At 46.1% G+C, this 24,035-nt stretch carries 22 protein-coding genes; all 22 read left to right on the plus strand.

Annotation, left to right across the window (positions count from 1 at the left end; all coding sequences use genetic code 11):
- The first annotated feature begins 85 nt into the window (after positions 1-85).
- The 22 genes from tsf to BS617_RS01770 all read left to right on the plus strand — a co-directional run bounded on the left by tsf (position 86) and on the right by BS617_RS01770 (position 24,032).
- Entirely contained in the window at positions 86-949 is an 864-nt protein-coding gene (gene tsf, locus BS617_RS01665; RefSeq protein ID WP_075171186.1) for a translation elongation factor Ts, read from the plus strand.
- Positions 950-1,029: 80 nt separating this feature from the next.
- A complete protein-coding gene (gene pyrH / locus BS617_RS01670; protein WP_075171187.1) occupies positions 1,030-1,788 on the plus strand; it encodes a UMP kinase in 759 nt (252 codons plus the stop codon).
- Positions 1,778-2,335, plus strand: coding sequence for a ribosome recycling factor (gene frr, locus BS617_RS01675; RefSeq protein ID WP_075171188.1), 558 nt, complete (start codon positions 1,778-1,780; stop codon positions 2,333-2,335). Before pyrH ends, frr begins: the two co-directional genes overlap by 11 nt.
- Before the next feature lie 45 nt (positions 2,336-2,380).
- The gene (gene uppS / locus BS617_RS01680) at positions 2,381-3,145 is read left to right on the plus strand and encodes a polyprenyl diphosphate synthase (protein ID WP_075171189.1); all 765 of its coding nucleotides are present in this window, start codon (positions 2,381-2,383) and stop codon (positions 3,143-3,145) included.
- A complete protein-coding gene (locus BS617_RS01685) occupies positions 3,138-3,944 on the plus strand; it encodes a phosphatidate cytidylyltransferase (RefSeq protein ID WP_075171190.1) in 807 nt (268 codons plus the stop codon). Before uppS ends, BS617_RS01685 begins: the two co-directional genes overlap by 8 nt.
- A gap of 30 nt (positions 3,945-3,974) precedes the next feature.
- Complete coding sequence (rseP, locus tag BS617_RS01690; RefSeq protein WP_075171191.1) at positions 3,975-5,330, plus strand: RIP metalloprotease RseP; 1,356 nt, start codon at positions 3,975-3,977, stop codon at positions 5,328-5,330.
- A gap of 28 nt (positions 5,331-5,358) precedes the next feature.
- Positions 5,359-7,683: an outer membrane protein assembly factor BamA gene (bamA, locus tag BS617_RS01695; RefSeq protein ID WP_075171192.1), complete on the plus strand. Its 2,325-nt coding sequence runs from the start codon at positions 5,359-5,361 to the stop codon at positions 7,681-7,683.
- A 17-nt stretch (positions 7,684-7,700) separates the two neighbouring features.
- Positions 7,701-8,198, plus strand: a complete 498-nt coding sequence (locus tag BS617_RS01700) for an OmpH/Skp family outer membrane protein (RefSeq protein ID WP_075171193.1) — start codon at positions 7,701-7,703, stop codon at positions 8,196-8,198.
- Complete coding sequence (gene lpxD, locus BS617_RS01705; RefSeq protein ID WP_075171194.1) at positions 8,198-9,256, plus strand: UDP-3-O-(3-hydroxymyristoyl)glucosamine N-acyltransferase; 1,059 nt, start codon at positions 8,198-8,200, stop codon at positions 9,254-9,256. Before BS617_RS01700 ends, lpxD begins: the two co-directional genes overlap by 1 nt.
- Positions 9,253-9,690, plus strand: a complete 438-nt coding sequence (fabZ, locus tag BS617_RS01710; protein ID WP_075171195.1) for a 3-hydroxyacyl-ACP dehydratase FabZ — start codon at positions 9,253-9,255, stop codon at positions 9,688-9,690. The genes lpxD and fabZ overlap by 4 nt, the downstream gene beginning before the upstream one ends.
- A gap of 2 nt (positions 9,691-9,692) precedes the next feature.
- Positions 9,693-10,463, plus strand: coding sequence for an acyl-ACP--UDP-N-acetylglucosamine O-acyltransferase (gene lpxA / locus BS617_RS01715; RefSeq protein ID WP_212667400.1), 771 nt, complete (start codon positions 9,693-9,695; stop codon positions 10,461-10,463).
- Between the two features lie 9 nt (positions 10,464-10,472).
- Positions 10,473-11,636, plus strand: coding sequence for a lipid-A-disaccharide synthase (gene lpxB, locus BS617_RS01720; protein ID WP_075171197.1), 1,164 nt, complete (start codon positions 10,473-10,475; stop codon positions 11,634-11,636).
- The gene (gene rnhB, locus BS617_RS01725) at positions 11,629-12,234 is read left to right on the plus strand and encodes a ribonuclease HII (protein WP_075171198.1); all 606 of its coding nucleotides are present in this window, start codon (positions 11,629-11,631) and stop codon (positions 12,232-12,234) included. Before lpxB ends, rnhB begins: the two co-directional genes overlap by 8 nt.
- Before the next feature lie 39 nt (positions 12,235-12,273).
- The gene (dnaE, locus tag BS617_RS01730) at positions 12,274-15,765 is read left to right on the plus strand and encodes a DNA polymerase III subunit alpha (RefSeq protein ID WP_075171199.1); all 3,492 of its coding nucleotides are present in this window, start codon (positions 12,274-12,276) and stop codon (positions 15,763-15,765) included.
- Positions 15,766-15,850: 85 nt separating this feature from the next.
- On the plus strand, positions 15,851-16,807 hold the full coding sequence (accA, locus tag BS617_RS01735; protein ID WP_075171200.1) for an acetyl-CoA carboxylase carboxyl transferase subunit alpha: 957 nt from the start codon (positions 15,851-15,853) through the stop codon (positions 16,805-16,807).
- Positions 16,808-16,861: 54 nt separating this feature from the next.
- Complete coding sequence (tilS, locus tag BS617_RS01740; RefSeq protein WP_083609894.1) at positions 16,862-18,166, plus strand: tRNA lysidine(34) synthetase TilS; 1,305 nt, start codon at positions 16,862-16,864, stop codon at positions 18,164-18,166.
- Between the two features lie 85 nt (positions 18,167-18,251).
- Positions 18,252-19,889: a CTP synthase gene (gene pyrG, locus BS617_RS01745; RefSeq protein ID WP_075171201.1), complete on the plus strand. Its 1,638-nt coding sequence runs from the start codon at positions 18,252-18,254 to the stop codon at positions 19,887-19,889.
- A 38-nt stretch (positions 19,890-19,927) separates the two neighbouring features.
- Positions 19,928-21,223 carry a phosphopyruvate hydratase gene (gene eno, locus BS617_RS01750; protein ID WP_075171202.1) on the plus strand — a complete coding sequence of 432 codons (1,296 nt, stop codon included), beginning with the start codon at positions 19,928-19,930 and terminating at the stop codon, positions 21,221-21,223.
- 60 nt (positions 21,224-21,283) lie between these two features.
- The gene (gene ftsB, locus BS617_RS01755; protein ID WP_075171203.1) at positions 21,284-21,580 is read left to right on the plus strand and encodes a cell division protein FtsB; all 297 of its coding nucleotides are present in this window, start codon (positions 21,284-21,286) and stop codon (positions 21,578-21,580) included.
- 2 nt (positions 21,581-21,582) lie between these two features.
- A complete protein-coding gene (truD, locus tag BS617_RS01760) occupies positions 21,583-22,617 on the plus strand; it encodes a tRNA pseudouridine(13) synthase TruD (protein ID WP_075171204.1) in 1,035 nt (344 codons plus the stop codon).
- Positions 22,618-23,370, plus strand: a complete 753-nt coding sequence (gene surE, locus BS617_RS01765) for a 5'/3'-nucleotidase SurE (protein WP_075171205.1) — start codon at positions 22,618-22,620, stop codon at positions 23,368-23,370.
- Complete coding sequence (locus tag BS617_RS01770; protein WP_425488326.1) at positions 23,370-24,032, plus strand: protein-L-isoaspartate(D-aspartate) O-methyltransferase; 663 nt, start codon at positions 23,370-23,372, stop codon at positions 24,030-24,032. The genes surE and BS617_RS01770 overlap by 1 nt, the downstream gene beginning before the upstream one ends.
- Positions 24,033-24,035: the final 3 nt, after the last annotated feature.

Consider the following 24,035-nt stretch of genomic DNA (forward strand, 5'->3'; position numbering starts at 1 on the left):
CTATTGTCTACAGATTCTATGAGAAGGGGAGCTGTGCTCCCCTTTTTTGAATTTTGATTGAACGTGTAAAATTGAGGTAATTGAGATGGCAGGTGTATCAGCTAAGCTGGTTAAAGAGCTACGCGACCGTACAGCATTAGGCATGATGGAGTGTAAAAAAGCACTCGCTGAAGCGAATGGTGATATTGAACTGGCGATCGAAGAGCTACGTAAATCATCTGGTATGAAGGCAGCTAAAAAAGCAGGTCGTACAGCTGCAGATGGTGTTGTTGTTGTTCGTACAGCTGACGATAACTCTTACGGTGTTATTGTTGAAGTTAACTCTGAAACTGACTTCGTTGCCCGTGATGAAGGTTTCTTAGCATTCGCAGGTTCTGTTGCAGACGCTGCATTTGTTGCTAAATCTGACGACGTTGCTGCAATCATGGCTGGCGACTTGGAATCAGCTCGTGAAGCGCTAGTTCAAAAGATCGGTGAAAACATTGGTGTTCGTCGTATCGTTGTTCTGGAAGGTGAGTGTGTTGGTGCTTACGTTCATAGCAACAACCGTATTGCTGTATTAGTTTCTTTGAAAGGCGCTAATGCCGAAACAGCTAAAGACGTTGCAATGCACGTTGCTGCGGTTAACCCGCAAGTTGTTTCTAAAGAGCAAATGTCTGAAGAAGTTATTCAGAAAGAAAAAGAAATCATCATGGCGCAGCCAGATATGGCTAGCAAGCCTGCTGAAATCGCTGAGAAGATGGTTGTTGGTCGTATCAACAAGTTCTTGTCTGAGAACAGCTTGTTAGAACAGCCTTTCGTTAAAAACCCAGATCAGAAAGTAGCTGAAATGGTTAAAGCGGCAGGCGGTGAAGTTGTTACATTTACTCGCGTAGAAGTGGGTGAAGGTATTGAAGTTGAGCAAGTTGATTTCGCTGCAGAAGTTGCTGCACAGCTGAACAACAAGTAAAACTCGCTAAAAGACGTGTGTGCTGTGTTACAGTACGCACGTTTATCCATCATATAACTTCCTTCTACGGAGAGATCTGTATGCCTGCCGAAAAAAAGAAACATGCTCGCTATAAACGCATTCTTCTTAAACTCAGTGGTGAAGCCTTACAAGGCGATGAGAATTTTGGTATTGATCCAAAAGTGTTAAACCGAATGGCGCTGGAAGTGGGTCAGTTGGTTGGGATTGGTGTACAAGTAGGTATTGTTATTGGTGGTGGTAATTTGTTCCGCGGTGCAGCGTTAAGTGCAGCCGGTATGGACCGAGTGACGGGTGACCATATGGGTATGTTAGCGACCGTGATGAACTCGCTCGCGTTACGTGATGCGCTTGAGCGTTCTAATATAGATACCCGTGTTATGTCAGCTATCCCGATGAGTGGGGTGGTAGATCACTATGATAGACGTAATGCAATACGCTTCTTGAACCAAGGCGACGTGGTTATTTTTTCGGCTGGGACGGGTAATCCGTTTTTTACAACCGACTCAGCGGCGTGTTTGCGTGGCATTGAGATAGAAGCGGATGTCGTTTTGAAAGCGACTAAGGTCGATGGAGTTTACACAGCAGATCCAGTGAAAGATCCAGCGGCTAAACGATACTTACATTTGTCGTATGATGAAGTACTCGAAAAGCAACTGGGCGTTATGGATCTGACAGCAATTTGTTTGACGCGTGATCATAATATGCCTGTTCGCGTATTTAATATGAACCGCCCAGGTGCCTTAGTTAACCTGTTGGTTGGTGGCGATGAAGGTACATTAATCAGCGCCGAAGTGACTGGAGATCAATATGCTGAATGAAATTACAAAAGAAGCTGAAGCTCGCATGAAGAAAAGCTGCGATTCTTTGGTTGAGCACTTTAAAAAAATTCGTACTGGGCGTGCACATCCGAGTATTCTGGATTCTATTCAGGTGTCTTACTATGGCTCTGATACTCCTCTGTCTCAGGTGGCGAATATTTCTGTAGAAGACTCGCGCACACTAATGATCACGCCATGGGAAAAGAATATTGTCCCTGACGTTGAAAAGGCTATTTATAAGTCTGATCTTGGTTTGAACCCGGCTACTAATGGTGGGGTTATTCGCGTGCCTATGCCTCCTTTAACTGAAGAGACGCGTAAGGGTTATACAAAACAAGCGCGTTCTGATGCCGAGTCTGCTCGTGTTTCAGTACGTAACGTGCGACGCGACGCCAATAATCAGTTAAAAGATTTACTCAAAGAAAAAGAGATCTCTGAAGATGACGATCGTCGTGGTCAGGATCTGATTCAAAAGCTTACTGATAAGTATGTTGCCGAAGTTGATAGCTTGCTTGCTAAGAAAGAAGCAGACTTGATGGAAATCTAAATTCAGAAAGGAGGGCTGGGTTTCCCAGCCTGTCTGAAGAACACTATGTCAGTACACGCAAAACTCAATATCCCTTTGGAAAAAGTACTTCCAAAACATATCGCAATTATCATGGATGGTAATAATCGCTGGGCCAAACAGCGACGATTGCCTAGTTTGGCTGGCCATAAGGCTGGGGTTGATAGTGTGCGCAGTGTAATAGAGGGCTGCGTCGAATATGGCGTTGAGTCGTTAACTCTATTTGCATTTAGTAGTGAAAATTGGAAAAGGCCTGAGCTAGAAGTAACTGGCTTGATGGAACTTTTCATGTTGGCTTTGGATCGAGAGGCTAAGAAGCTCAATAAGAATAACATTCGGTTAAAAGTAATCGGTGATACCACACGCTTTAGTGAATCTTTACAAGCCAAAATAGCAAAAGTTGAAGCATTGACGGCGAATAACACCCGATTGACGTTAAATGTAGCGGCTAATTATGGTGGTCGTTGGGATATCGTTTCAGCCGCAAAAGCCTTTGCTCAAGATTGTATCGATGGTAAGGCAACTCCTAGTGATTTAAACGAATCGTCGTTTAATCAGTATTTGACCTTGTGTGATCAACCTGCCCCAGATCTTTGCATCCGCACAGCGGGCGAGAGCCGGATTAGTAACTTTCTAATTTGGCAAATGGCATATACCGAGTTTTATTTTGTTGACGGTTTTTGGCCAGACTTTGACAAGCACTCATTGGGTGATGCTATTCGTGATTTTTGTACAAGAGAAAGGCGCTTTGGCAAAACCAGTGAGCAGGTAGAGGCGCAAACGCGTGCTTAAAAAAAGAATCGCTACGGCGGTCGTTCTAGCACCTCTTGCTTTAGCAGGTGTTTTTTTACTGCCCCTTCAGGGGTTTGCTATTTTTCTAGCGGTTATCCTTTTGTTGGCAGCCTATGAGTGGGGGCCGTTATCTGGTCTCCTTACCACTTTAAGCCGCTACAGCTTCTGTGCAATAGTCTTGGTTGCTGTGGCCTGCTTGATGGTTTTCCCTATTGGCGATCTGTACCAAGCAATTTTGGCATCGAGTTTGGCGCTTTGGTTTGTTGCTATTTATTGGATAATGCGTTTTCCGCAGCCCGGTGCATGGTCGTTACCGATAATGCGGGCCATCATTGGTTTAGTGTTTTTGGTCGCTACTTGGATCGCTCTGGTTGGGCTGAAAAGCAGTGAACGAGGTGATGCTTGGATTTTGCTGTTGTTTCTCATTGTGTGGGGAGCTGACACGGGTGCTTATTTTGCTGGCAAACGCTGGGGGAAAACTAAGCTAGCGCCTAATGTGAGTCCGGGTAAAACCCGAGAAGGTATGTTGGGTGGTTTAGCTACAGTCGCTTTGGTGTGTGTGGTTTTTGCGCAGTGGAATGAACTGTCTTTCTCGGCGATGGTCTATCTCATGATTTTAGGTGTCGTTACCGCCGCTATGTCGGTTATGGGGGATCTGTTTGAAAGTCTCTTGAAGCGCAATGCAGGTCTTAAAGATAGTGGTACCTTGTTGCCGGGTCATGGCGGTATTTTAGATCGTATAGACAGCTTATTAGCGGCTGCACCATTCTTTTATCTTGGGTTGCTATTTTTTCAGTGATCTAATTAACGAGTAGCGACTGTTACTATTATGGCTTTACTTCAAACAATTCTTGCAACATTAGTCACGTTAGGAATTTTGGTTACCATTCATGAGTGGGGCCACTTCTGGGTTGCTCGTCGTTGCGGCGTTAAAGTACTTCGCTTTTCTGTCGGTTTTGGTAAAGCACTTTGGTCAAGAACCGGTAAAGACGGGACTGTCTATGCGGTAGCGGCGATACCCTTTGGCGGCTATGTCAAAATGCTAGACGAGCGCGAAGGTGACGTCCCCGCGAGTCTTCACGAACAAGCATTTAATAATAAACCTGTGTTGCAGCGGATGGCGATTGTTGCAGCCGGGCCTGCCGTTAATTTAATTTTTGCTGTATTTGCCTATTGGCTTATGTTCATTGTTGGCACAAGCACAGTGGTTCCTATTGTGGGCAGTGTTTCTCAAGGCTCTCCTGCTGCGCTGGCGGGTTTAACCTCTGGTGAAGAGATCGTGAGCATTGATGGTCGGATAGTGCGTTCATGGGAAGAAGCTAATTTGGCGCTGGCGTCACGCGTTGGCGAGACAGGTGTTGTCGAGTTAACCGCTAAGCGCTCATCAGCTAGCACGCCAGAGCGCTTTCAGCTGCCATTAGAACAATGGAAAGTAGAGTTAGAATCAGAATCTCCTTTATCGGCGATAGGTATAACACCTTACCGACCTGAAATAGCCCCGGTTATAGGTCAGGTTGTTGATGGCCAAGCCGCTAAGGCCGGTGGATTAAAAGAGGGTGACGAGGTTGTCGCAGTGAATGGTCAAGCCATTAGCGCATGGCCTGCCCTTGTTTCGATTATTCAAGCTTCTGCCAATCAACCTCTTAGCCTGACAGTCCTGCGTGACGGAAAAGAAGTAAGTTTGTCTGTTACACCGCGCGAGCGTTTGCAACCAACCGGTGAGTTGCAGGGCTATATTGGTGCTGGCGCGACAGCGCCTGAATGGCCTGAAGCTATGCAGCGAAGCATTAGCTATGGTCCTTTAGAGGCGGTTCCGGTTGCTATTACGAAAACATGGAATATGATCGCGCTAACCTTAGATTCAATCTGGAAGATGATTGAAGGGATCATATCTGTAAAAAACTTGAGTGGCCCGATTACCATTGCTAAAGTGGCCGGTGCTTCAGCCGCATCAGGTTTTGAGCCTTTTATCAGCTTTTTGGCGTATTTGAGCATTAGTTTAGGTGTGCTTAACTTATTACCTATCCCCGTATTAGATGGTGGGCACTTGTTGTACTACACCATCGAATTAATACGCGGTAAGCCAGTGAGTGAACGAATTCAAGATGCAGGTTTGAAAATGGGTATGGCTGTTCTGTTATCACTAATGACGGTCGCCATTGTTAATGATTTTTTACGTCTTTAAGCGAACGCTTTAAGTTGGATGATGTTTGATGAATAAACAGTTTGGTTGGATGCTTGGGCTAGCCTTGTGGTCCTCTCTTTCACAAGCGGCGTTTACGCCGTTTAAAGTGCAAGATATTAAATTAGAGGGCGTACAACGCGTTGAGCCGGGTATTGTTTTTCGTAACTTTCCTGTTTCAACCGGGGATCGTGTTACTGAGTCGGCCATATCTGATGCTGTGAGCCAGCTGTTTAAATCAGGCTATTTTGAGGATGTTGATGTTCTTAAAGATGGCGATTTCTTGATCTTGCGAGTGAAAGAACGTCCGGCCGTCAGCTTAATTCGTTTGAATGGCAACAAGGTCATAAAAGACGAAGACTTGATCAAAGGGCTTAAGCAGTCAGGTTTGCAAGAAGGTGATGTGTTTAAACGCTCAGCTTTGGATCAGATTCGCTTAGACTTGATTCGCATGTACGTAAGCCAAGGCCGTTACGGCGCAGCAATTGACACGGAAGTTGAAGAGCTTTCAGGCAACCGCGTGGCGCTTGATATTAATATCAAAGAAGGCAGCGTAGCTTCGATTCAGCACATCAACGTGGTGGGCAATACTGTTTTTGATGATGAAGAATTAAAAGACCTATTTGCTTTAAAACTGCCTAGTTTTTGGTCTTTCTACACGAAAGATGACCGATACGCGCGCGAGAAGCTCTCTGGAGACTTAGAGCGTTTACGGTCATATTACATGGACCGAGGCTATATTAATTTTTCTATAGACTCCACCCAAGTTTCAATAACACCTGATAAGCAAAATGTGTTTATTACCGTCAACATAGATGAAGGTGATCAATACACGCTTCGGGATGTGAATTTGGCCGGAAACATGGTGGTTCCTGAAGAAGAGTTAGCCTCTATTATTTCTATGGAACCCGGTGAGGTGTTCTCTCGCCAGGTGATGACTGACGCTCAAAAAGCGTTGAGCGATCGATTGGGTGAAGCCGGTTATATGTTTGCGAACATAAGCCCTGTTCCAGAATTGCATGAAGAAGATCACTCTGTATCTTTAAAATTTTATGTGGACCCAGGCAAGCAAACTTATGTGCGCCGTATAAATGTTAAAGGTAATAGCCGTACGGCAGATGAAGTAGTGCGTCGTGAACTTTATCAGATGGAAGCCGCGGTTGTTTCAACCGATAGCATCAAACAGAGTAAAGAGCGGTTAGAGCGTACGGGTTATTTTAGTTCAGTTAACTTGGAAACGGTTCCTGTGCCGGGAACTGACGACCAAGTTGATTTAAATTTATCCGTAGAAGAGCAGCAATCTGGGCAGTTTACGGCCAGTGTTGGTTACTCACAAAGTGACGGTATCATTCTAGATTTTGGTGTATCTCAGGATAATTTTTTCGGTTCAGGTAAAAGCGTTGGTTTCAATATCACCCGAAGCGGAACCGAGAAAGAGATCAGCTTAAATTATCTTGACCCCTTCTATACTGTTAATGGTGTGAGCCGAGGTTTTGATGTCTTTTATCGTAAGAGTGAGTTTGATGACGATGATGAAAGCAGCTATTCACTAGATGAATTTGGGGGTGGTGTTACCTTCGGCTACCCTATTGATGATTATCAGCGTCTGACCTTGTCTTTGGGTATTGAACAGATTTCGGTTAACACCAATGACAATGCGCCTGTTGAGGAAATTGATTCGTTCATCGATGAAAACGGTGATGAGTATTTAAACTTTAAAACAACGCTAGGGTGGAGCAATAACCACTTGAACCGTGGTGTGTTCCCAACTGCTGGTTATTCGCACAATGCGACGTTAGAGATTGCGATTCCGGGGAGTGAATTAAGCTACTATCGCGCGATTTACCAAACTAAGTGGTACCAGCCATTGCAGGATGAATCGGATTGGGTGTTTGGTCTTAAAGGGCGTTTAGGGTATGCCGATAGTTATGGTGATAAGAGTTACCCATTCTTTAAAAACTTCTATGCCGGTGGTTTAACAACAATCAAGGGCTTCGAAAGTAACTCGCTCGGTCCACGCGACTCTAATGATGATGCCTTTGGCGGTAACATTATGGTTGTCGGTGGTGCAGAGCTTATATTCCCTATGCCATTTATAGAAAGCCAAAATGGTTGGCGGTCATTGTTCTTTGTTGATGGTGGTAACGTGTTTGCAACGGAGTGCTTTAGCTCTTCCTCTTCCAGTTCTAAGTGTGAAGAAGGTGTGAGTTTTGATGAGCTGCGCTACTCTGCAGGCTTAGGTATTAGCTGGTTGTCTCCTGTTGGCCCATTATCAATTGCTATTAGTAAGCCGCTGAATGCTAAAGAAAGTGATGAAACCCAAGTATTCCAGTTCTCACTTGGCCAAAGTTTTTAATATAAGGAAAATATTCAATGAAATCTGTTAAGTATATTGTTGCTCTGGTTGCTGTGTGTTTTATGCCAATGGCAATGGCTGAAAAAATTGCGGTATTAGGGGTTCAAGAGGCTTTGTTGGCTTCTAAAGCAGCAGGTAGCTTTCGTGACTCATTAAAGAAAGAGCTGAGCGGCGAAGAAAAGCGCGTAGTAGATCTTGAAAAGCAGGCAAAAGGTTTGCGCGAAAAAATCCAAAAAAATGGTTCAAGCATGAGCCAAGAGCAGTTGAATCAGAGCCGCTTGCAGTTCCAAAAAGCGTTTGAAGAGTATCAGCGAAGCGGACAGGCTCTTCAGCAAAAACGTATTGAGCGCGAGCAGTCTTTCATCGAAGATATGCGTCCTAAATTGGATGTGGTTATTCGTAAAATCATCGAAGAAAATGGCTACGATGTCGTACTCGCTAAGCAAGCTACGGTTTATACCGCCAAAGGTGTTGATATTACGCCACGAGTGGTAGAGCTATTGAATAAGCAGTAATGGCTCAGAGAAACTGTAGCTACCGCTTATCTGAATTAGCGGAAAAACTAGATGGTGTTATCCAAGGTTCGGATTGCACCATTTTTGGTTTGAACACGCTTGAAAAAGCGACACAAGCACAGCTTAGCTTTTTAGCCAATCCTCGCTATGTATCGCAATTGACCAGCACTAGTGCGGGCGCTGTTTTGGTAACGCCAGAGATGGCTGACCAAGTTGCAGGAACGGCATTGATTGTTGATAGCCCTTACATGGCGTTCGCTAAAGTGTCGCAGCTTTTTGATTGGCGTTTGGATAATGAATCCGAAGGCGTGCATCCGTCGGCGTTTGTTCATGCTTCAGCGACCATAGGCTCTAATGTGACAATAGGGGCGGGTGTGGTTGTTGATGCGAATGTCACTCTGGAGGATAACTGCATTATTGGCCCTAACTGTGTTATCCAAGCGGGTAGTATCGTGGGGCAGTCTAGTCGATTAGAAGCTAATGTGACCCTGTATCCTGATGTCGTGTTAGGGCAAAACTGTTTAGTGCACTCGGGCGCTGTTATTGGCGCTGATGGTTTTGGTTTTGCTTCTTCTAAGCAGGGCTGGGTTAAAATCTGTCAATTGGGTGGTGTTCGTATTGGTCATTCGGTGGAAATTGGGGCTAATACCACGATCGATCGGGGCGCGCTTGATCACACCTATATTGATGATGGTGTTAAGCTCGATAATCACATACAAATAGCCCATAACGTTGTCATTGGAGAACAAACTGCCATTGCAGGCTGTACGGCCGTCGCCGGAAGCACTAAAATTGGCCGCCATTGCACGATTGCCGGTCATTGCGGCATAACGGGGCATTTAACTATTGCTGATCATACGCATATCACAGCGATGTCGCTGATTAGCAAATCAATCACAGCATCCGGTCAGGCTTTTTCTTCGGGCACAGGTCAAGAAAAGCATAGTGATTGGAAGCGTAACGTTGTTCGCTTTCGGCAGTTAGATGATATGGCTCGCCGGTTAAAACAGTTAGAACAAAAAATCGATAATCTCTCTATTGAAGGTCTTAATAAATGATGGATGTAAATGAAATTAGGGAGTATCTCCCTCATCGTTACCCGTTTCTATTGGTTGATCGAGTGCTTGAATTAACACCGGGTGAGTCCATCGTTGCGATCAAAAACGTGAGTGTCAACGAGCCTTTCTTTAACGGCCACTTCCCTGAGCACCCAGTTATGCCTGGCGTGTTAATCGTTGAAGCAATGGCTCAGGCGGCAGGTATTCTTGGTTTTAAAACCATGAACAAAACGCCAGAAGATGGTTCTATTTATTATTTTGTTGGTTCGGATAAATTACGTTTTAAGCGCCCGGTTGTGCCTGGCGATCAATTAAAGCTTGAAGCCTCTATCGTTTCTGAGCGTCGCGGCATCTGGAAATTTGATGTGAAAGCAACCGTTGAAGGTGATACTGTTAGTTCTGCTACCATTTTATGTGCAGATCGAAAGGTGTAAGTGTGATTGACCCGCGAGCAATTATCGAGCCTGGCGCTCAACTAGCTGACGATGTAACGGTTGGGCCTTGGTCATATATTGGTGCTGATGTTGTCATCGGTGCTGGTACAGAAATAGCTTCTCATGTTGTGATTAAAGGCCCTACTGTTATGGGGTCTGGTAACCGAGTGTTCCAATTTTCAACAATAGGTGAAGAGTGCCAAGATAAAAAATACGCGGGTGAGCCTACTCGTTTAGAAATCGGCGATAACAATGTTTTTCGAGAAGGGACTACGGTTCATCGAGGAACGATTCAAGATCAATCTTTGACCAAAATTGGCAGCCATAATTTATTTATGGTCAACGCGCACATCGCGCATGACTGTATGGTTGGTGATCACATTATTTTGGCGAATAACGTTGCTTTAGCAGGGCACGTCCATGTAGGTGATCATACTATTTTGGGTGGCTTCACGGCCGTACATCAGTTTTGCCACATTGGAAGTCATGTGATGTGTGGGGCGGGGACTGTGGTTCTTAAGGACATACCCGCTTACGTAATGGCAACTGGCAACCCTGCTCAACCTCATGGAATCAATGCTGAGGGGCTTAAGCGTCGCGGCTTTACGCCAGAAATGATCAGAGGGATTCGTCAAGCTTATAAAACGATCTATCGTAAAAAGCTCACGACGGTTGAAGCACTGGCCGTACTTGAAGCCGAAGTCGTGGACTCCCCAGAGATTGATTTGCTTATCGCATCTCTCAAAGACTCCACTCGGGGTATTATTCGTTAGGGGAAAGATGTGACTGCGCTAAGAATTGCCTTGGTGGCCGGTGAAGCATCAGGTGATATTCTGGGCTCAGGGCTAATCAGCGAACTTTCGAAACGATTCCCAAATTCCACATTTGAAGGCATAGGCGGTGATCTGATGATTGCTGCTGGCCTAGTATCGCGTGCGCCAATGGAGCGCTTATCTGTTATGGGTCTGGTAGAAGTGCTAAGCCGCTTACCAGAACTGTTGTCATTGCGTAAATCCTTAGTCCAGCATTGGCTTAAAAACCCACCTGATGTGTTTATAGGTATCGATGCGCCTGATTTTACATTAGAGCTAGAGCGTCGATTAAAAGAAGCCGGCATTACCACTGTTCATTATGTAAGTCCTTCTGTTTGGGCTTGGAAGGCTAAGCGAATCTATAAAATTAAAGAAGCGGTTGATTTATTGTTAGCTTTGTTCCCTTTTGAAGCTCAACATTATGAGAAAACTCAGCAGCGGATTAGTTTTGTAGGTCATCCGTTGGCTGACGCAATCGCTAATGATCCAAAAATTCCTATTGCTCGTGATACGTTTCAATTGGCATCGACACAGCGTGTGATTGGCGTTTTGCCGGGAAGCCGTTCGAGTGAAATTCGCTATTTAGCGCGTCCTTTTTTAGAGGCGGCGCGTTTATTATGGCAACACAATAATGACTTGGTATTTTTATTGCCGGCTGCAAACGACAAGCGGTACGAGCAGCTCCAGCGCTTGATTGATGAAAGTTTTAGCGATTTGCCAGTGCAATTAATAATGGGGCGTTCTAGAGAAGTCATGGCCGCTAGTGATGTGATATTGATTGCATCCGGAACGGCCACTTTAGAAGCGACATTACTAAAAAAACCAATGGTTGTTGGTTATAAAATGGCTGGGCTAACGTATGCTATTTTTTCGCGCATGTTGAAGACGCCTTATGTTTCACTGCCTAATATTTTAGCCGGAGAAGCGCTTGTGCCTGAGGTGTTGCAAAAAGAGCTGACCCCAGAGAGGCTATGCGCTGAAGTGGAACACTGGTTGGACTCGTCAACGGATAAGCATTATGTGGTTGAGCGTTTTAGCGCTATTTTTGAGCAGCTGCATAAGAATGCTGATCAACAAGCGGCGGATGCAATTGAGCTGTTAATGAAAGAAAAAGGAATACTCCCTCATGCATAATGCCGCGGATGAATGGGCGCAACTTCGCTCACAGTACTCCCTAATCGCAGGTGTGGATGAGGTGGGGCGAGGGCCTTTAATTGGTAACGTTGTTACCGCAGCGGTGATCCTCGATCCGCTCAAGCCAATAAGTGGATTGGCGGACTCTAAAAAGCTAACGGCTAAACGACGAGATGCTCTTTATGAAGAGATCATCCAGAATGCGTTGGCTTATTCAGTGGCTTTTGCTACACCCCAAGAAATAGACGAAATTAATATATTACACGCAACCATGTTAGCGATGCAGCGAGCTGTGCTCCAGCTCGCCGTGTTGCCTGAATATGTCATGATTGATGGTAATCGTTGCCCGGATATTCCTTTTCCTTGCGAGGCTGTTGTGAAAGGTGATAGCCGCGTCGCTGAGATTAGTGCGGCTTCGATTGTGGCTAAGGTAGTCCGTGATCGTGAAATGGAAGCGCTCGACTTAGCGTATCCTGACTACGGCTTTGCTAAACACAAAGGTTACCCAACGGCTGCGCATATGGCGGCATTAGAAAAGTTTGGTCCACTTGATATGCACCGTCGCTCGTTTAAGCCGGTAGCTCGTTTGTTGGACTAGCCACAGGCTGGTCATCTTTTTTTTACTAGGTAGGTTTATATGTCAGCTAATGCTTTTGTCCATCTTCGCGTTCATACAGAGTTCTCTTTGGTGGACGGGCTCGTGCGAGTCAAAGGGCTGGTCAATGCAGCTAAGGATGCAGGCATGCCAGCCGTGGCAATCACGGATCAAGTTAACCTGTTTGCCCTAGTAAAGTTCTTTAAAGCAGCCACCGGTGCTGGCATTAAACCCATTTGCGGCGCTGATTTACTGGTGCTCAATGATAACGATATAGATGAACCTTACCGTGTCACTCTGTTGGTACAAAACGCGAAAGGCTACCGCAATTTGATGGAGCTGATTTCGCGCGCCTATGCAGAGGGTCAGGTGCAGTTGGCTGATAAAGCGATTGTTTATAAGTCGTGGCTAGTTGAAAAGTCAGAGGGGCTTATTGCGCTCAGCGGTGCTAAAGATGGTGAAATTGGCCGCGCGATGATTTCCGGTAATGGCTCGGCAGAAAGCCTTTTAGACGAGTGGATGTCTCTTTTTCCTAATCGATTTTATTTGGAAATACAACGTACAGCCCGCCCGGGTGAAGACATTGTCATTGATGAAAGCGTTCGTCTGGGTTTGCTAAAAGGCTGTCCATTGGTAGCAACCAACGATGTGATGTTTATACATGAAACAGACTTTGAGGCTCATGAGGCGCGTGTTTGTATTAACCAAGGAAGGACGCTCGAAGATCCACGTCGACCTAGGGATTATTCAGATCAGCAGTATTTTCGTAGTACTGAAGAAATGGTGGAGCTGTTCAGCGACATTCCAAGTGCCATTGAAAACACGGTAGAAATAGCCAAACGCTGCAATATCGAAATGGATTTGGGGACCTATTATTTACCTAAGTACCCGATCCCTGAAGGGATGTCGATTGACGAGTTCTTCATTAAGGTATCCGAAGATGGCCTTAATGAGCGTTTAGAAATTCTGTTAGATAAAAACGACCCAGACTATGCAGCTAAACGGAAAGTTTATGATGACCGGCTTAAATTTGAGTTAGATATCATTATCCAAATGGGTTTCCCTGGGTATTTCCTTATCGTAATGGACTTTATTCAATGGGCTAAGGATAACGATATTCCTGTAGGGCCGGGTCGAGGCTCGGGTGCGGGTTCTTTGGTGGCCTATGCACAGAAAATTACAGATCTTGATCCGCTGGAATATGATTTGCTGTTTGAGCGATTCCTAAACCCAGAACGGGTATCCATGCCCGACTTTGATATCGATTTCTGCATGGATAATCGAGATCAAGTTATCGATTACGTAGCACGTACTTATGGGCGAGATGCCGTCTCCCAGATTATTACTTTCGGTACAATGGCCGCAAAAGCGGTTGTTCGAGATGTGGCGCGCGTACAGGGTAAAGCGTTCGGTTTGGCTGATAAGTTGTCCAAACTCATCCCTTTCGAAGTAGGTATTACACTCAGTAAAGCGATGGAGCAGGAGCCAGCGCTCAGCGAGTTTGTAAACAGTAGCGAAGAAGCTCAAGAAATTATGGACATGGCTTTCAAACTGGAAGGTGTGACCCGTAACGTTGGTAAGCATGCCGGTGGTGTGGTTATCGCTCCAACGAAGCTAACAGACTTCTCCGCCACTTATTGTGATGAAGAAGGCCATGGGCTTGTAACGCAGTTCGATAAAGGCGATGTTGAAGAAGCCGGTCTGGTTAAGTTTGACTTCTTGGGGTTAAGAACCCTGACCATTATTGATTGGGCTTTAAAGACTATTAACACCAAGCGCGCTCAAGAAGGTGAAGAGGCGCTCGATATTTCCCTGATCCCTTTAGACGATAAACCGACCTTTGATTTGCTTCAATCTGCTGAAACGACAGCTGTTTTCCAGTTAGAGTCCAGCGGTATGAAGGATCTGGTAAGACGTTTGTTGCCTTCTCGTTTTGAAGATATTGTCGCTCTCGTGGCCTTGTTTAGACCGGGGCCATTGCAGTCGGGCATGGTTGATGACTTTATCAACCGTAAGCATGGCCGCGCAGAAATGTCTTGGCCGCATCCCGACTATCAGTTGGATAGCTTGCAGCCGGTATTGGAGCCAACTTACGGTGTTATCTTGTACCAAGAGCAGGTAATGCAGATTGCTCAGGTCATGGCGGGGTATACGCTAGGCGGTGCCGACATGCTGCGTCGAGCCATGGGTAAGAAAAAGCCTGAAGAAATGGCGAAGCAGCGTGCCATCTTCTTAGAGGGGTGCGAAAAACAAGGTATTGATAGGGATCTCTCTGGGAATATATTTGATCTGGTTGAGAAGTTCGCCGGTTATGGTTTTAACAAGTCGCACTCGGCGGCCTATGCGTTAGTTTCTTACCAAACGGCTTGGCTGAAATGTCATTATCCAGCCCCATTTATGGCGGCGGTTATCTCTGCGGATATGCAAAACACCGATAAAGTGGTGATCTTCATTGAAGAGTGCCGCAATATGGGGATTGCTCCATCGCCACCGGATGTGTGTAGTGGCGACTACATGTTTACCGTCAACGAAGCCGGTGAGATTGTTTATGGTTTAGGGGCAATCAAGGGTGTTGGTGAGGGGCCAATTGATGCGATTGTAAAGGCGCGCCAAGATGGCGAAGGCGACTTTAAGGACATCTTTGATTTTTGTAAGCGGGTCGGGCCTAAAAATCTCAATAAACGAGTGTTGGAAGCCTTGGTTCGTGCTGGTGCCCTTGATAAGTTAGGTGCCGAGCGTGCTGTACTATGGGCGGCGATCGGTGATGCTTTTCAGGCTGCAGGTCAAAGTGCTCGTAATGAAGATGCCGGGATGTTTGATCTTTTTGGGGAGGTAGAAGCGGAAGCACCGCGTGACCCTTATGAAGATTATAAACATGTACGCCCTTGGACAGATAAAGAGCGGCTGCGTGGAGAGAAAGAAACATTAGGTTTGTACTTAACGGGGCACCCAATCGATGAGTACGAGCGTGAGCTAAAAAAGTTTGTCTCGCAAAAAATTGTAAGTTTGCAGCCTGCACGTGGTAAACAGCAAAAAATCGTTGGCCTCATAGTTGATCAGCGCGTTAAGAAAACTAAACGTGGTGATTCGTTGTGTTTCTTGACGCTGGATGACCGCACAGCCCGTATTGATGTCACTGTGTACGGTGAACTCTATGATCAAACACGAGAGTGGGCGGTTAAAGATACAATTGTGATCATGGAAGGTGAGGTGACTCAGGATGATTATTCAGGAGGCCTCAAGGTTCGTTGTAATAAGTTGATCAGTATACCAATGGCTCGTGCACAGTACGCCTCTTCGGTTGCAGTGCAGGCTAATGCCACCTCGTTAACCGGTAGACGGCTTAACGAATTCAAAACATTGCTAAAAACATATCAATCTCAGGAAGGCTTACCTGTCACTATCCATTATCAACGCGATGACGCTGCAGGCCCTGTGCGCCTGGGTGATCAATACCGAGTTGAAGGCAGTGATGAGCTATTAATTGCCTTTAAAGAGCACTTTGGGTTTGATCAAGTGAAGATTGACTACTGATCAGGGTGGTTATCCTGCTGCCGTGACGGTAAAATCGTCCACTAATTTAGCGTTATTATTCACTGTTTAAGCGGAAACGAATCAAATGAATCCGAATTACCTGGATTTCGAACAGCCAATCGCTGATCTTGAAGCCAAGATTGAAGAACTCCGACTGGTGGGTAGCGGTACCGAGATTAACATCAGCGATGAGCTGACAAAGCTGCTTGAAAAAAGCCGTAGTCTTACCGTATCCATTTTTGAGAATCTGACGGCTTGGCAGGTTTCTCAGTTATCTCGTCACCCAAAGCGTCCGTATACACTGGACTACATCGATCTGATGTTCGATAGCTTTGAAGAAATCCATGGCGATCGCCACTTTGCTGATGATGCTGCTATTGTTGGCGGTATTGCGCGTTTGGATGGTCGCCCTGTGATGATTATTGGTCATCAAAAAGGTCGTGACGTTAAAGAAAAAGTACGTCGTAATTTTGGTATGCCCCGTCCTGAAGGTTACCGTAAAGCGTTGCGTTTGATGGAAATGGCTGAGCGCTTCTCAATGCCAATCCTCACCTTTATTGATACGCCAGGTGCTTATCCAGGTATTGATGCCGAAGAGCGTGGCCAAAGTGAAGCGATCGCATTTAACTTGGCTAAAATGTCCCAGCTAAAAACACCTATTATCTCAACCGTTGTAGGTGAGGGTGGCTCAGGTGGTGCATTAGCGATTGGTGTATGTGATGAGTTGGTGATGCTTCAGTACTCAACGTACTCGGTTATTTCTCCTGAAGGTTGCGCATCTATTCTTTGGAAAAGCGCAGAGAAAGCGCCGGATGCAGCTAAAGCAATGGGTATTACCTCTGGGCGTCTACAAGAGCTTGGGTTGGTGGATAAAGTCGTTAAAGAACCTTTAGGCGGCGCACACCGAGACCCTGAAGCGTTAGCTGAGACTTTAAAAGCTCAGTTGCTCGAAACATTAGATCGCTTAGACGTCCATACGATGGATGAATTGGTTGATCGTCGTTACGAACGCTTAATGTCATACGGTATTAACTCTCAGTAAGCACAACACTTCACGTTGATGTGCCCTGACACAGTATGAAAGGTGTAGTCTCCCATGACGGCATCTAAATTAACGCAGCACTTTTACCAGTGCTGCGTTAACCATTCCCCGCAAGGGCTTGCTTCGAAAGGCTGGGTTGTCGCACTCAGTGGCGGGTTAGATTCAATCGTTTTACTGCATTTAGCCGTCAAGTATCTACCGGCCGGCTCAGTTCGTGCAATCCATGTAAACCATCATCTCCAAGAAAAATCTGATCAATGGGCGCAGTTCTGTCTAGATCAGTGTGCACTATTGTCGATTACTTGTACGGTCTGCGATGTTTACCCTGCCTCGAACAGTGAATTGGCTGCGCGAGATGCGCGTTTGGAGGCTATTCAGTCATGTGTAGGTGCTTCTGATTGTGTATTGATGGCTCATCATGCAAATGATCAGCTAGAGACCGTTTTGTTTCGTTTAATGCGAGGTACTGGCGCTAAAGGGTTAGCCGGTATTCCTGTGTCGAGGCGTTTTGGCGTGGCTACTCTTCTAAGGCCGTTGCTAACAATAACCCGTACCGAGCTGGAAACTTATGCAGCTGAGCAGACATTCTCATGGATAGATGATCCAAGTAATGCTGCTGATGACTATGACCGTAATTATATCCGTCATCATGTTATGCCTCCTATGGTAGAGCGCTGGCCAAAGGCTGTGACTCGTTTGCAGCAAACCACGCAATACCTTGCTGATCAACAGCAGGTGCTAGAGTCTTATTTGGATGCAGATCTTCAATCGATGGCACTGGCAGGGGGTGGCTTGAATATAGAGTTGTTGGGGGGGATAGCGCACCCAAAAAGTATTGCATTGCTTAGGCGTTGGTTTGAGTGTCAAACGGGCCAACCGTTATCAGCGCTAGCCGTTCAAGAAGTGTTTGAGCGTTGTATCGCTGCGCGTGCTGATGCTCAGCCACAAATAAACGTGGGTGGGATTGTTCTGCGACGATATCGGCAAGGCGTGTATTGTGTTCCTCACAAAGTTAATGACGTTGAAGATGTGCGTTCTCAAGCGTTGATGGTGCCTTTTACTGATTGGCGTGGAGGCCGTATTTGTGTAACGGCCAGCTCCGAAGGTTTTGATTTGCAGCCCGGTGTTGAAGTGGTTGCACGCGCGGATGGAATGTCTATCAAGCCCAAAAACCGCCCTACTAAAACTCTTAAAAAGTTGTTTCAGGAGGCTGGTGTTCCGCCTTGGTTGCGCTCAAACTGGCCTATTTGTGTACGCCAGAATGAAGTGGTTGCTGTACCTGGAATATGTGTTGCGGAGTCATGCTGGATAAAAAGCGAAGAAAAGACCGCATTTACACTCACTTGGCGCGCTTTCTAATTGTCGAAGCGTGCTTACTTTGCTATCCTGTAGCCCCATCTCGATCAAGTTTTTTCCCTCACTTACAAGCCAATACAGGTTCCACATGACGCGCTACATATTCGTCACAGGTGGTGTCGTGTCCTCTTTGGGCAAAGGCATCGCATCCGCATCGCTTGCAGCTATTCTGGAAGCGCGCGGTTTGAAAGTCACAATGCTGAAACTCGACCCGTACATCAATGTCGACCCGGGGACTATGAGCCCATTCCAGCACGGTGAAGTATTCGTCACAGAAGATGGCGCGGAGACCGACTTAGACCTCGGTCATTATGAACGTTTTATTCGCACTACGATGACTAAGCGTAATAACTTTACGACAGGTCGTGTTTATCAGCACGTGCTGAATAAAGAACGCCGTGGTGATTATTTAGGCGGCACCGTTCAGGTTATTCCGCATATTACTGATGAAATTAAGCGACGCGTCATTGAAGGTGCAGGGGATGCAGACGTTGCCTTAGTTGAAATTGGTGGCACCGTTGGTGATATCGAATCACAGCCATTCTTAGAGGCAGTCCGCCAGATGAAAGCAGAGCTGGGCTTTGCTCGAGCTATGTTTATGCATCTTACTCTCGTGCCTTATATAGCTACGGCTGGTGAGATCAAAACAAAGCCTTCTCAGCACTCGGTAAAAGAGCTGCGTTCTATCGGTATCCAGCCTGATATTTTGGTGTGCCGCTCAGAGCAGGCCATCCCGGACTCTTCGCGTCGTAAGTTATCTTTATTTACTAACGTAGAAGAGCGTGCGGTTATCTCCATGCCAGATGCCGATACTATCTACAACATTCCTAAAATGTTGTCTGACCAAGGGTTAGATAACATCGTGGTTGAGCGTTTTAATTTAGACGCGCCTGCAGCTGACCTAAATGAATGGGAGGCGGTTGCTGATGCACACCTCAACCCAGATGGCGAAGTTAAGATTGCCATGGTCGGTAAGTACATGGAATTGTTGGATGCCTACAAGTCGTTAATCGAAGCAATTTCTCATGCGGGTATTAAGCTACGTCGCAAAGTGTCCATCGAATACATTGATTCCGAGCGTGTTGAGCGTGAAGGCGTAGAAATTCTTCAAGATATGTCTGCAATCTTAGTCCCAGGCGGATTTGGTGAGCGTGGCGTTGAAGGTAAAATTGCGGCTGTTAAATACGCGCGCGAAAACAAGGTTCCTTATTTAGGTATCTGTTTAGGCATGCAGGTGGCCGTGATTGAATTTGCTCGTCATGTAGCTAACTTGGCAGGAGCGACCTCTACTGAGTTCGATCAAAATAGTGAGCATCCGGTAATCGGTTTGATTACGGAATGGACAACGGCTGAGGGTGATGTTGAGCAACGTAGCGAAGACACAGACCTTGGTGGCACTATGCGTTTAGGTGCACAGGTGTGCCATTTAAAAGCAGGGTCTACTGTCGCAAAAAGTTATGGCAGTACTGATATAGTTGAGCGCCATCGCCATCGTTTTGAAGTGAACAACAACTACGTTCCTTTATTAGAAGAGGCCGGTTTAATTATCTCTGGTCGTTCCGCCGATGGTGAATTGGTTGAAGTGGTGGAGGTTCCAGACCATCCTTGGTTTGTTGCTTGTCAGTTCCACCCCGAATTTACGTCGTCCCCACGTGATGGACATGGATTGTTTACCGGCTTTATCGAAGCCGCTTTGGCAGAGCAAGCTCGTCGCCAAACAGCGTGAAATAAAAATACTTATTAGGATAAATTGGAGAGATAAGCATGGCACAGATTGCCGATATCAAAGCACGTGAAGTGTTAGATTCTCGCGGTAACCCAACGGTTGAAGCTGATGTTATTTTAGCCTCTGGCGTTTTAGGAACGGCTTGCGCACCTTCAGGCGCATCTACTGGTTCACGCGAAGCGTTGGAATTGCGTGATGGTGATAAGTCTCGCTACCTTGGTAAAGGTGTACTTAAAGCTGTTGCAGCTATCAACGGTGTTATTCGCGAAGCTCTGATCGGTATGGATGTTACGGATCAACGTGCCCTTGATAACAAAATGCTTGAGCTAGACGGGACCGAGAATAAAACGAATCTGGGTGCTAATGCTATTTTGGCGGTGTCTTTAGCAGCAGCGAAAGCAGCTGCCACAGTAAAAGGTGTGCCGTTGTACGCACACATTGCTGATATCAATGGTACGTCTGGCCAGTATTCTCTTCCAGTGCCTATGATGAATATCTTGAACGGCGGTGAGCATGCGGATAACAACGTAGATATCCAAGAGTTCATGGTTCAGCCTGTTAATTTTACGAAGTTTTCCGATGCGTTGCGTTGTGGCGCAGAGATCTTTCACGCATTGAAAGGCGTCCTTCAGGCTAAAGGCTTAAACACGGCCGTTGGTGATGAAGGTGGGTTTGCACCTAACTTAGCGTCTAATGAAGAAGCCCTAGTCGTTATTCAGGAAGCAATAGCTAAAACATCTTATCAGCTAGGTACGGACGTAACACTGGCACTAGATTGTGCGTCATCTGAGTTCTACAAAGATGGCAAATATGACCTAGCTGGCGAAGGTAAAGTGTTTGATGCCGAAGGTTTCGCTGACTATTTAGCGCAACTTAGCGAAAACTACCCAATCGTTTCTATCGAAGATGGTATGGACGAGTCGGACTGGGATGGTTGGGCTGCTTTGACTAATAAAATTGGTGATAAAGTTCAGTTGGTAGGTGATGATTTGTTTGTCACTAATACCAAGATCCTTAAGCGTGGTATTGAGCAAGGTATTGGTAACTCTATCTTGATCAAGTTTAACCAAATCGGATCATTGTCTGAAACACTCGACGCGATTCAAATGGCGAAAGATGCAGGGTTTACTGTTGTGATCTCTCACCGTTCTGGAGAAACTGAAGATACGACTATTGCTGATTTGGCTGTGGGTACTGCAGCGGGTCAAATTAAGACAGGTTCTTTATGCCGTTCTGATCGTGTTGCTAAGTACAACCGCTTGCTTCGTATTGAAGAAGAGTTGGGCGAAAACGCGATCTATAAAGGTCGTTCAGAAATTAAAGGTCAGGCTTAAAGCGCCGACTGTTTAAAAAGGGGGCTATAATGCCCCCTTTTTTAGATGTCGAGGTAAGGTGTGTTCCGCTGGTTTATAGCGTTTTTAATTATTATGTTGATGGGCCTCCAATATCGCTTATGGTTTGGTGAGGCGAACATCACGCAAATAGGCCAACTCAAACAGCAAATTGAAAGCCAAGTGGCTGAAAATGAGCGTTTGCAGATGCGTAATCGTCAACTAGAAGCAGAAGTGATGGACCTTAAAAAAGGCTACTCGGCCATCGAGGAACGAGCTCGCAGCGGCCAAGGGATGGTAAAAGAAGGCGAAACTTTTTTCCAATTAGTTGAACCTCATCTTCAGAATAACGAGAACTAATCATGTCCCTCCCAACGCAATACCGCTATTTACACGGCGAACCCCGTAGTTCGGCTTCTATTCGTTTATTACCCGAAGATTTTCAGGTCACTGAAATTCCTTCCTTTGAGCCGGAGGGAGAAGGTGAGCATGTATTTTTATTGATCCGTAAAGTGGGCGAAAATACGGATTGGGTCGCGCGTCAGCTCGCTAATTTTGCGCAAGTGCCTGCTAAAGATGTGAGCTATGCCGGTAAAAAAGACCGTCATGCCGTTACTGAACAATGGTTTTGTGTGCGTTTCCCTGGCAATCGTGCACTGAACTGGAGTTTGTTTGGTGGTGAATCGATCACTGTGTTAAAAACTGCTCGCCACCCTCGTAAGTTACGTCTGGGAAATTTATTAGGTAACCGCTTCTCTATTCGCCTACGTAACCTTACTAATGAAGCCGACTTCGTTGAGCGTCTTGCGTACCTTGAGCATGGGGTTCCCAATTATTTTGGTGAACAACGTTTTGGTCGAGAAGGTGGCAATTTAGAAAAGGGTGTTGCCTTAATAAAGGGCGAATACCAGGAACGTCAGCGTCATAAAAAAGGCCTTTATATTTCGGCCGTCCGATCTTGGTTATTTAATCACCTTTTATCGGAGCGTTTAGGGGACGAGTTATGGCAGCGCCCTATGCAAGGGGATGTCATGATGTTAAATGGCAGCCGTAGCTTTTTTGTTGCAGAGGAACTTGACCAATCTTTACAAACACGTTTTGAAAGTCGTGATATATTGCTCAGCGGCCCTTTATGGGGGCGAGGTCGGCCATTGTCTGAAGCACAAGCGGGAGAGTGGGAAGCGCGAGTCATTGAGCCTTGGCATGAAATTACCGAACGCCTTGAGCATTTGGGCTTGAATCAGGAGCGCCGCTCTTTAGTATTGTATGCAGAAGGCTTTAAGGCCGAAAAAGAAGCACCAGGGCAATGGGTAGTACACTTTTCATTACCCGCGGGTAGTTTTGCAACCACCGTCTTAAGGGAATTATGTCATGTTACACAAACAGGATCGGTTTAAATGAAAAAAATTCTGGTCTCAAATGATGATGGTGTATTTGCTCCGGGTATAGCCGCGTTGGCAAAGGCAATGGAGACAATTGGCGAGGTCACTGTGATTGCCCCAGATAGGAATCGCAGCGGGGCTAGTAATGCCTTGACGTTAGACCGGCCTATTGAAGCTCATACCCATAAAAATGGCTTTATTGGATTAAATGGTACTCCCACAGACTGTGTACACATGGGGGTGTCAGGGCTGTTTTGTGAAAGGCCTGATATTGTTGTTTCGGGGATTAACAACGGCGCTAATTTAGGCGACGATGTACTCTACTCCGGTACAGTCGCTGCTGCGATGGAAGGTCGTTCGCTTAACTTGTCGGCTATCGCCGTCTCGTTAGCCAGTTTTACACCAAAATATTTTTATACGGCTGCTGAAGTCGTTAAAACGATAGTCGAAAACTTAGATACATTAAATCTGCCTCCGCGCACCGTACTTAACGTTAATGTGCCGGATGTTCCTTTGGCTGAAATTAAAGGCATTCACTTAACCCGACTCGGTCATAGAGCGGCTGCGGGCGTTCCAGTAGCTACGACAGACCCACGTGGAAAAATACGGTATTGGGTAGCAGGAGCGGGTGATGCGGTTGATAAAGAGGCGGGCACAGACTTTTATGCTGTGGACCAAGGCTATGTATCTATCACGCCATTGCATATTGATATGACCTCGTATGCTGTTATGGAGCAAATGGGGGATTGGTTGGAGAGCTTAGGTTGATTGATATTCAGCTTCAGGGGATCGGTATGACGTCTCGCCGTACTCGAGAGCGTCTTGTTCAGCGTTTACGCGAACAGAATATTAGTAGTCAGGCTATTTTAGATGTCATGCGTGATACGCCACGGCACATCTTTATTGACGAGGCGTTATCCCATCGTGCGTATGAAGATACCGCATTGCCCATTGGTTTTAATCAAACGATATCTCAGCCATACATAGTGGCAAAAATGACTGAGGTATTGTTAGCTGCTGGTCCATTGAAGCAAGTATTAGAAATAGGCACTGGCTCTGGTTATCAAACGGCGGTATTAGCTCAGCTTGTTGAGTCGGTTTACTCCGTAGAGCGGATCAGGCCTCTGCAAGTACGAGCACGCGAGCGCTTTCGTCAAATGGGTCTAAGAAATATCCATTTGCAACATACTGATGGTGGAATGGGGTGGTCAACGATGGCGCCTTTCGATGGCATCATTGTGACAGCCGCACCTGACCAAGTACCCGAAGAGCTGCTGAACCAGCTTGCTATTGGTGGTCGCTTGGTTATCCCTGTTGGTGATTCACAGCAGCAATTGCAGCTTATTACTCGAGAAACAGAGGAACGTTACGAAACACGTATCCTCGAAAATGTGAAATTTGTACCGCTGTTATCAGGAACAGTTCGTTAAGGG

Source organism: Neptunomonas phycophila, from assembly GCF_001922575.1.
Classification (GTDB): Bacteria; Pseudomonadota; Gammaproteobacteria; order Pseudomonadales; family Balneatricaceae; genus Neptunomonas; species Neptunomonas phycophila.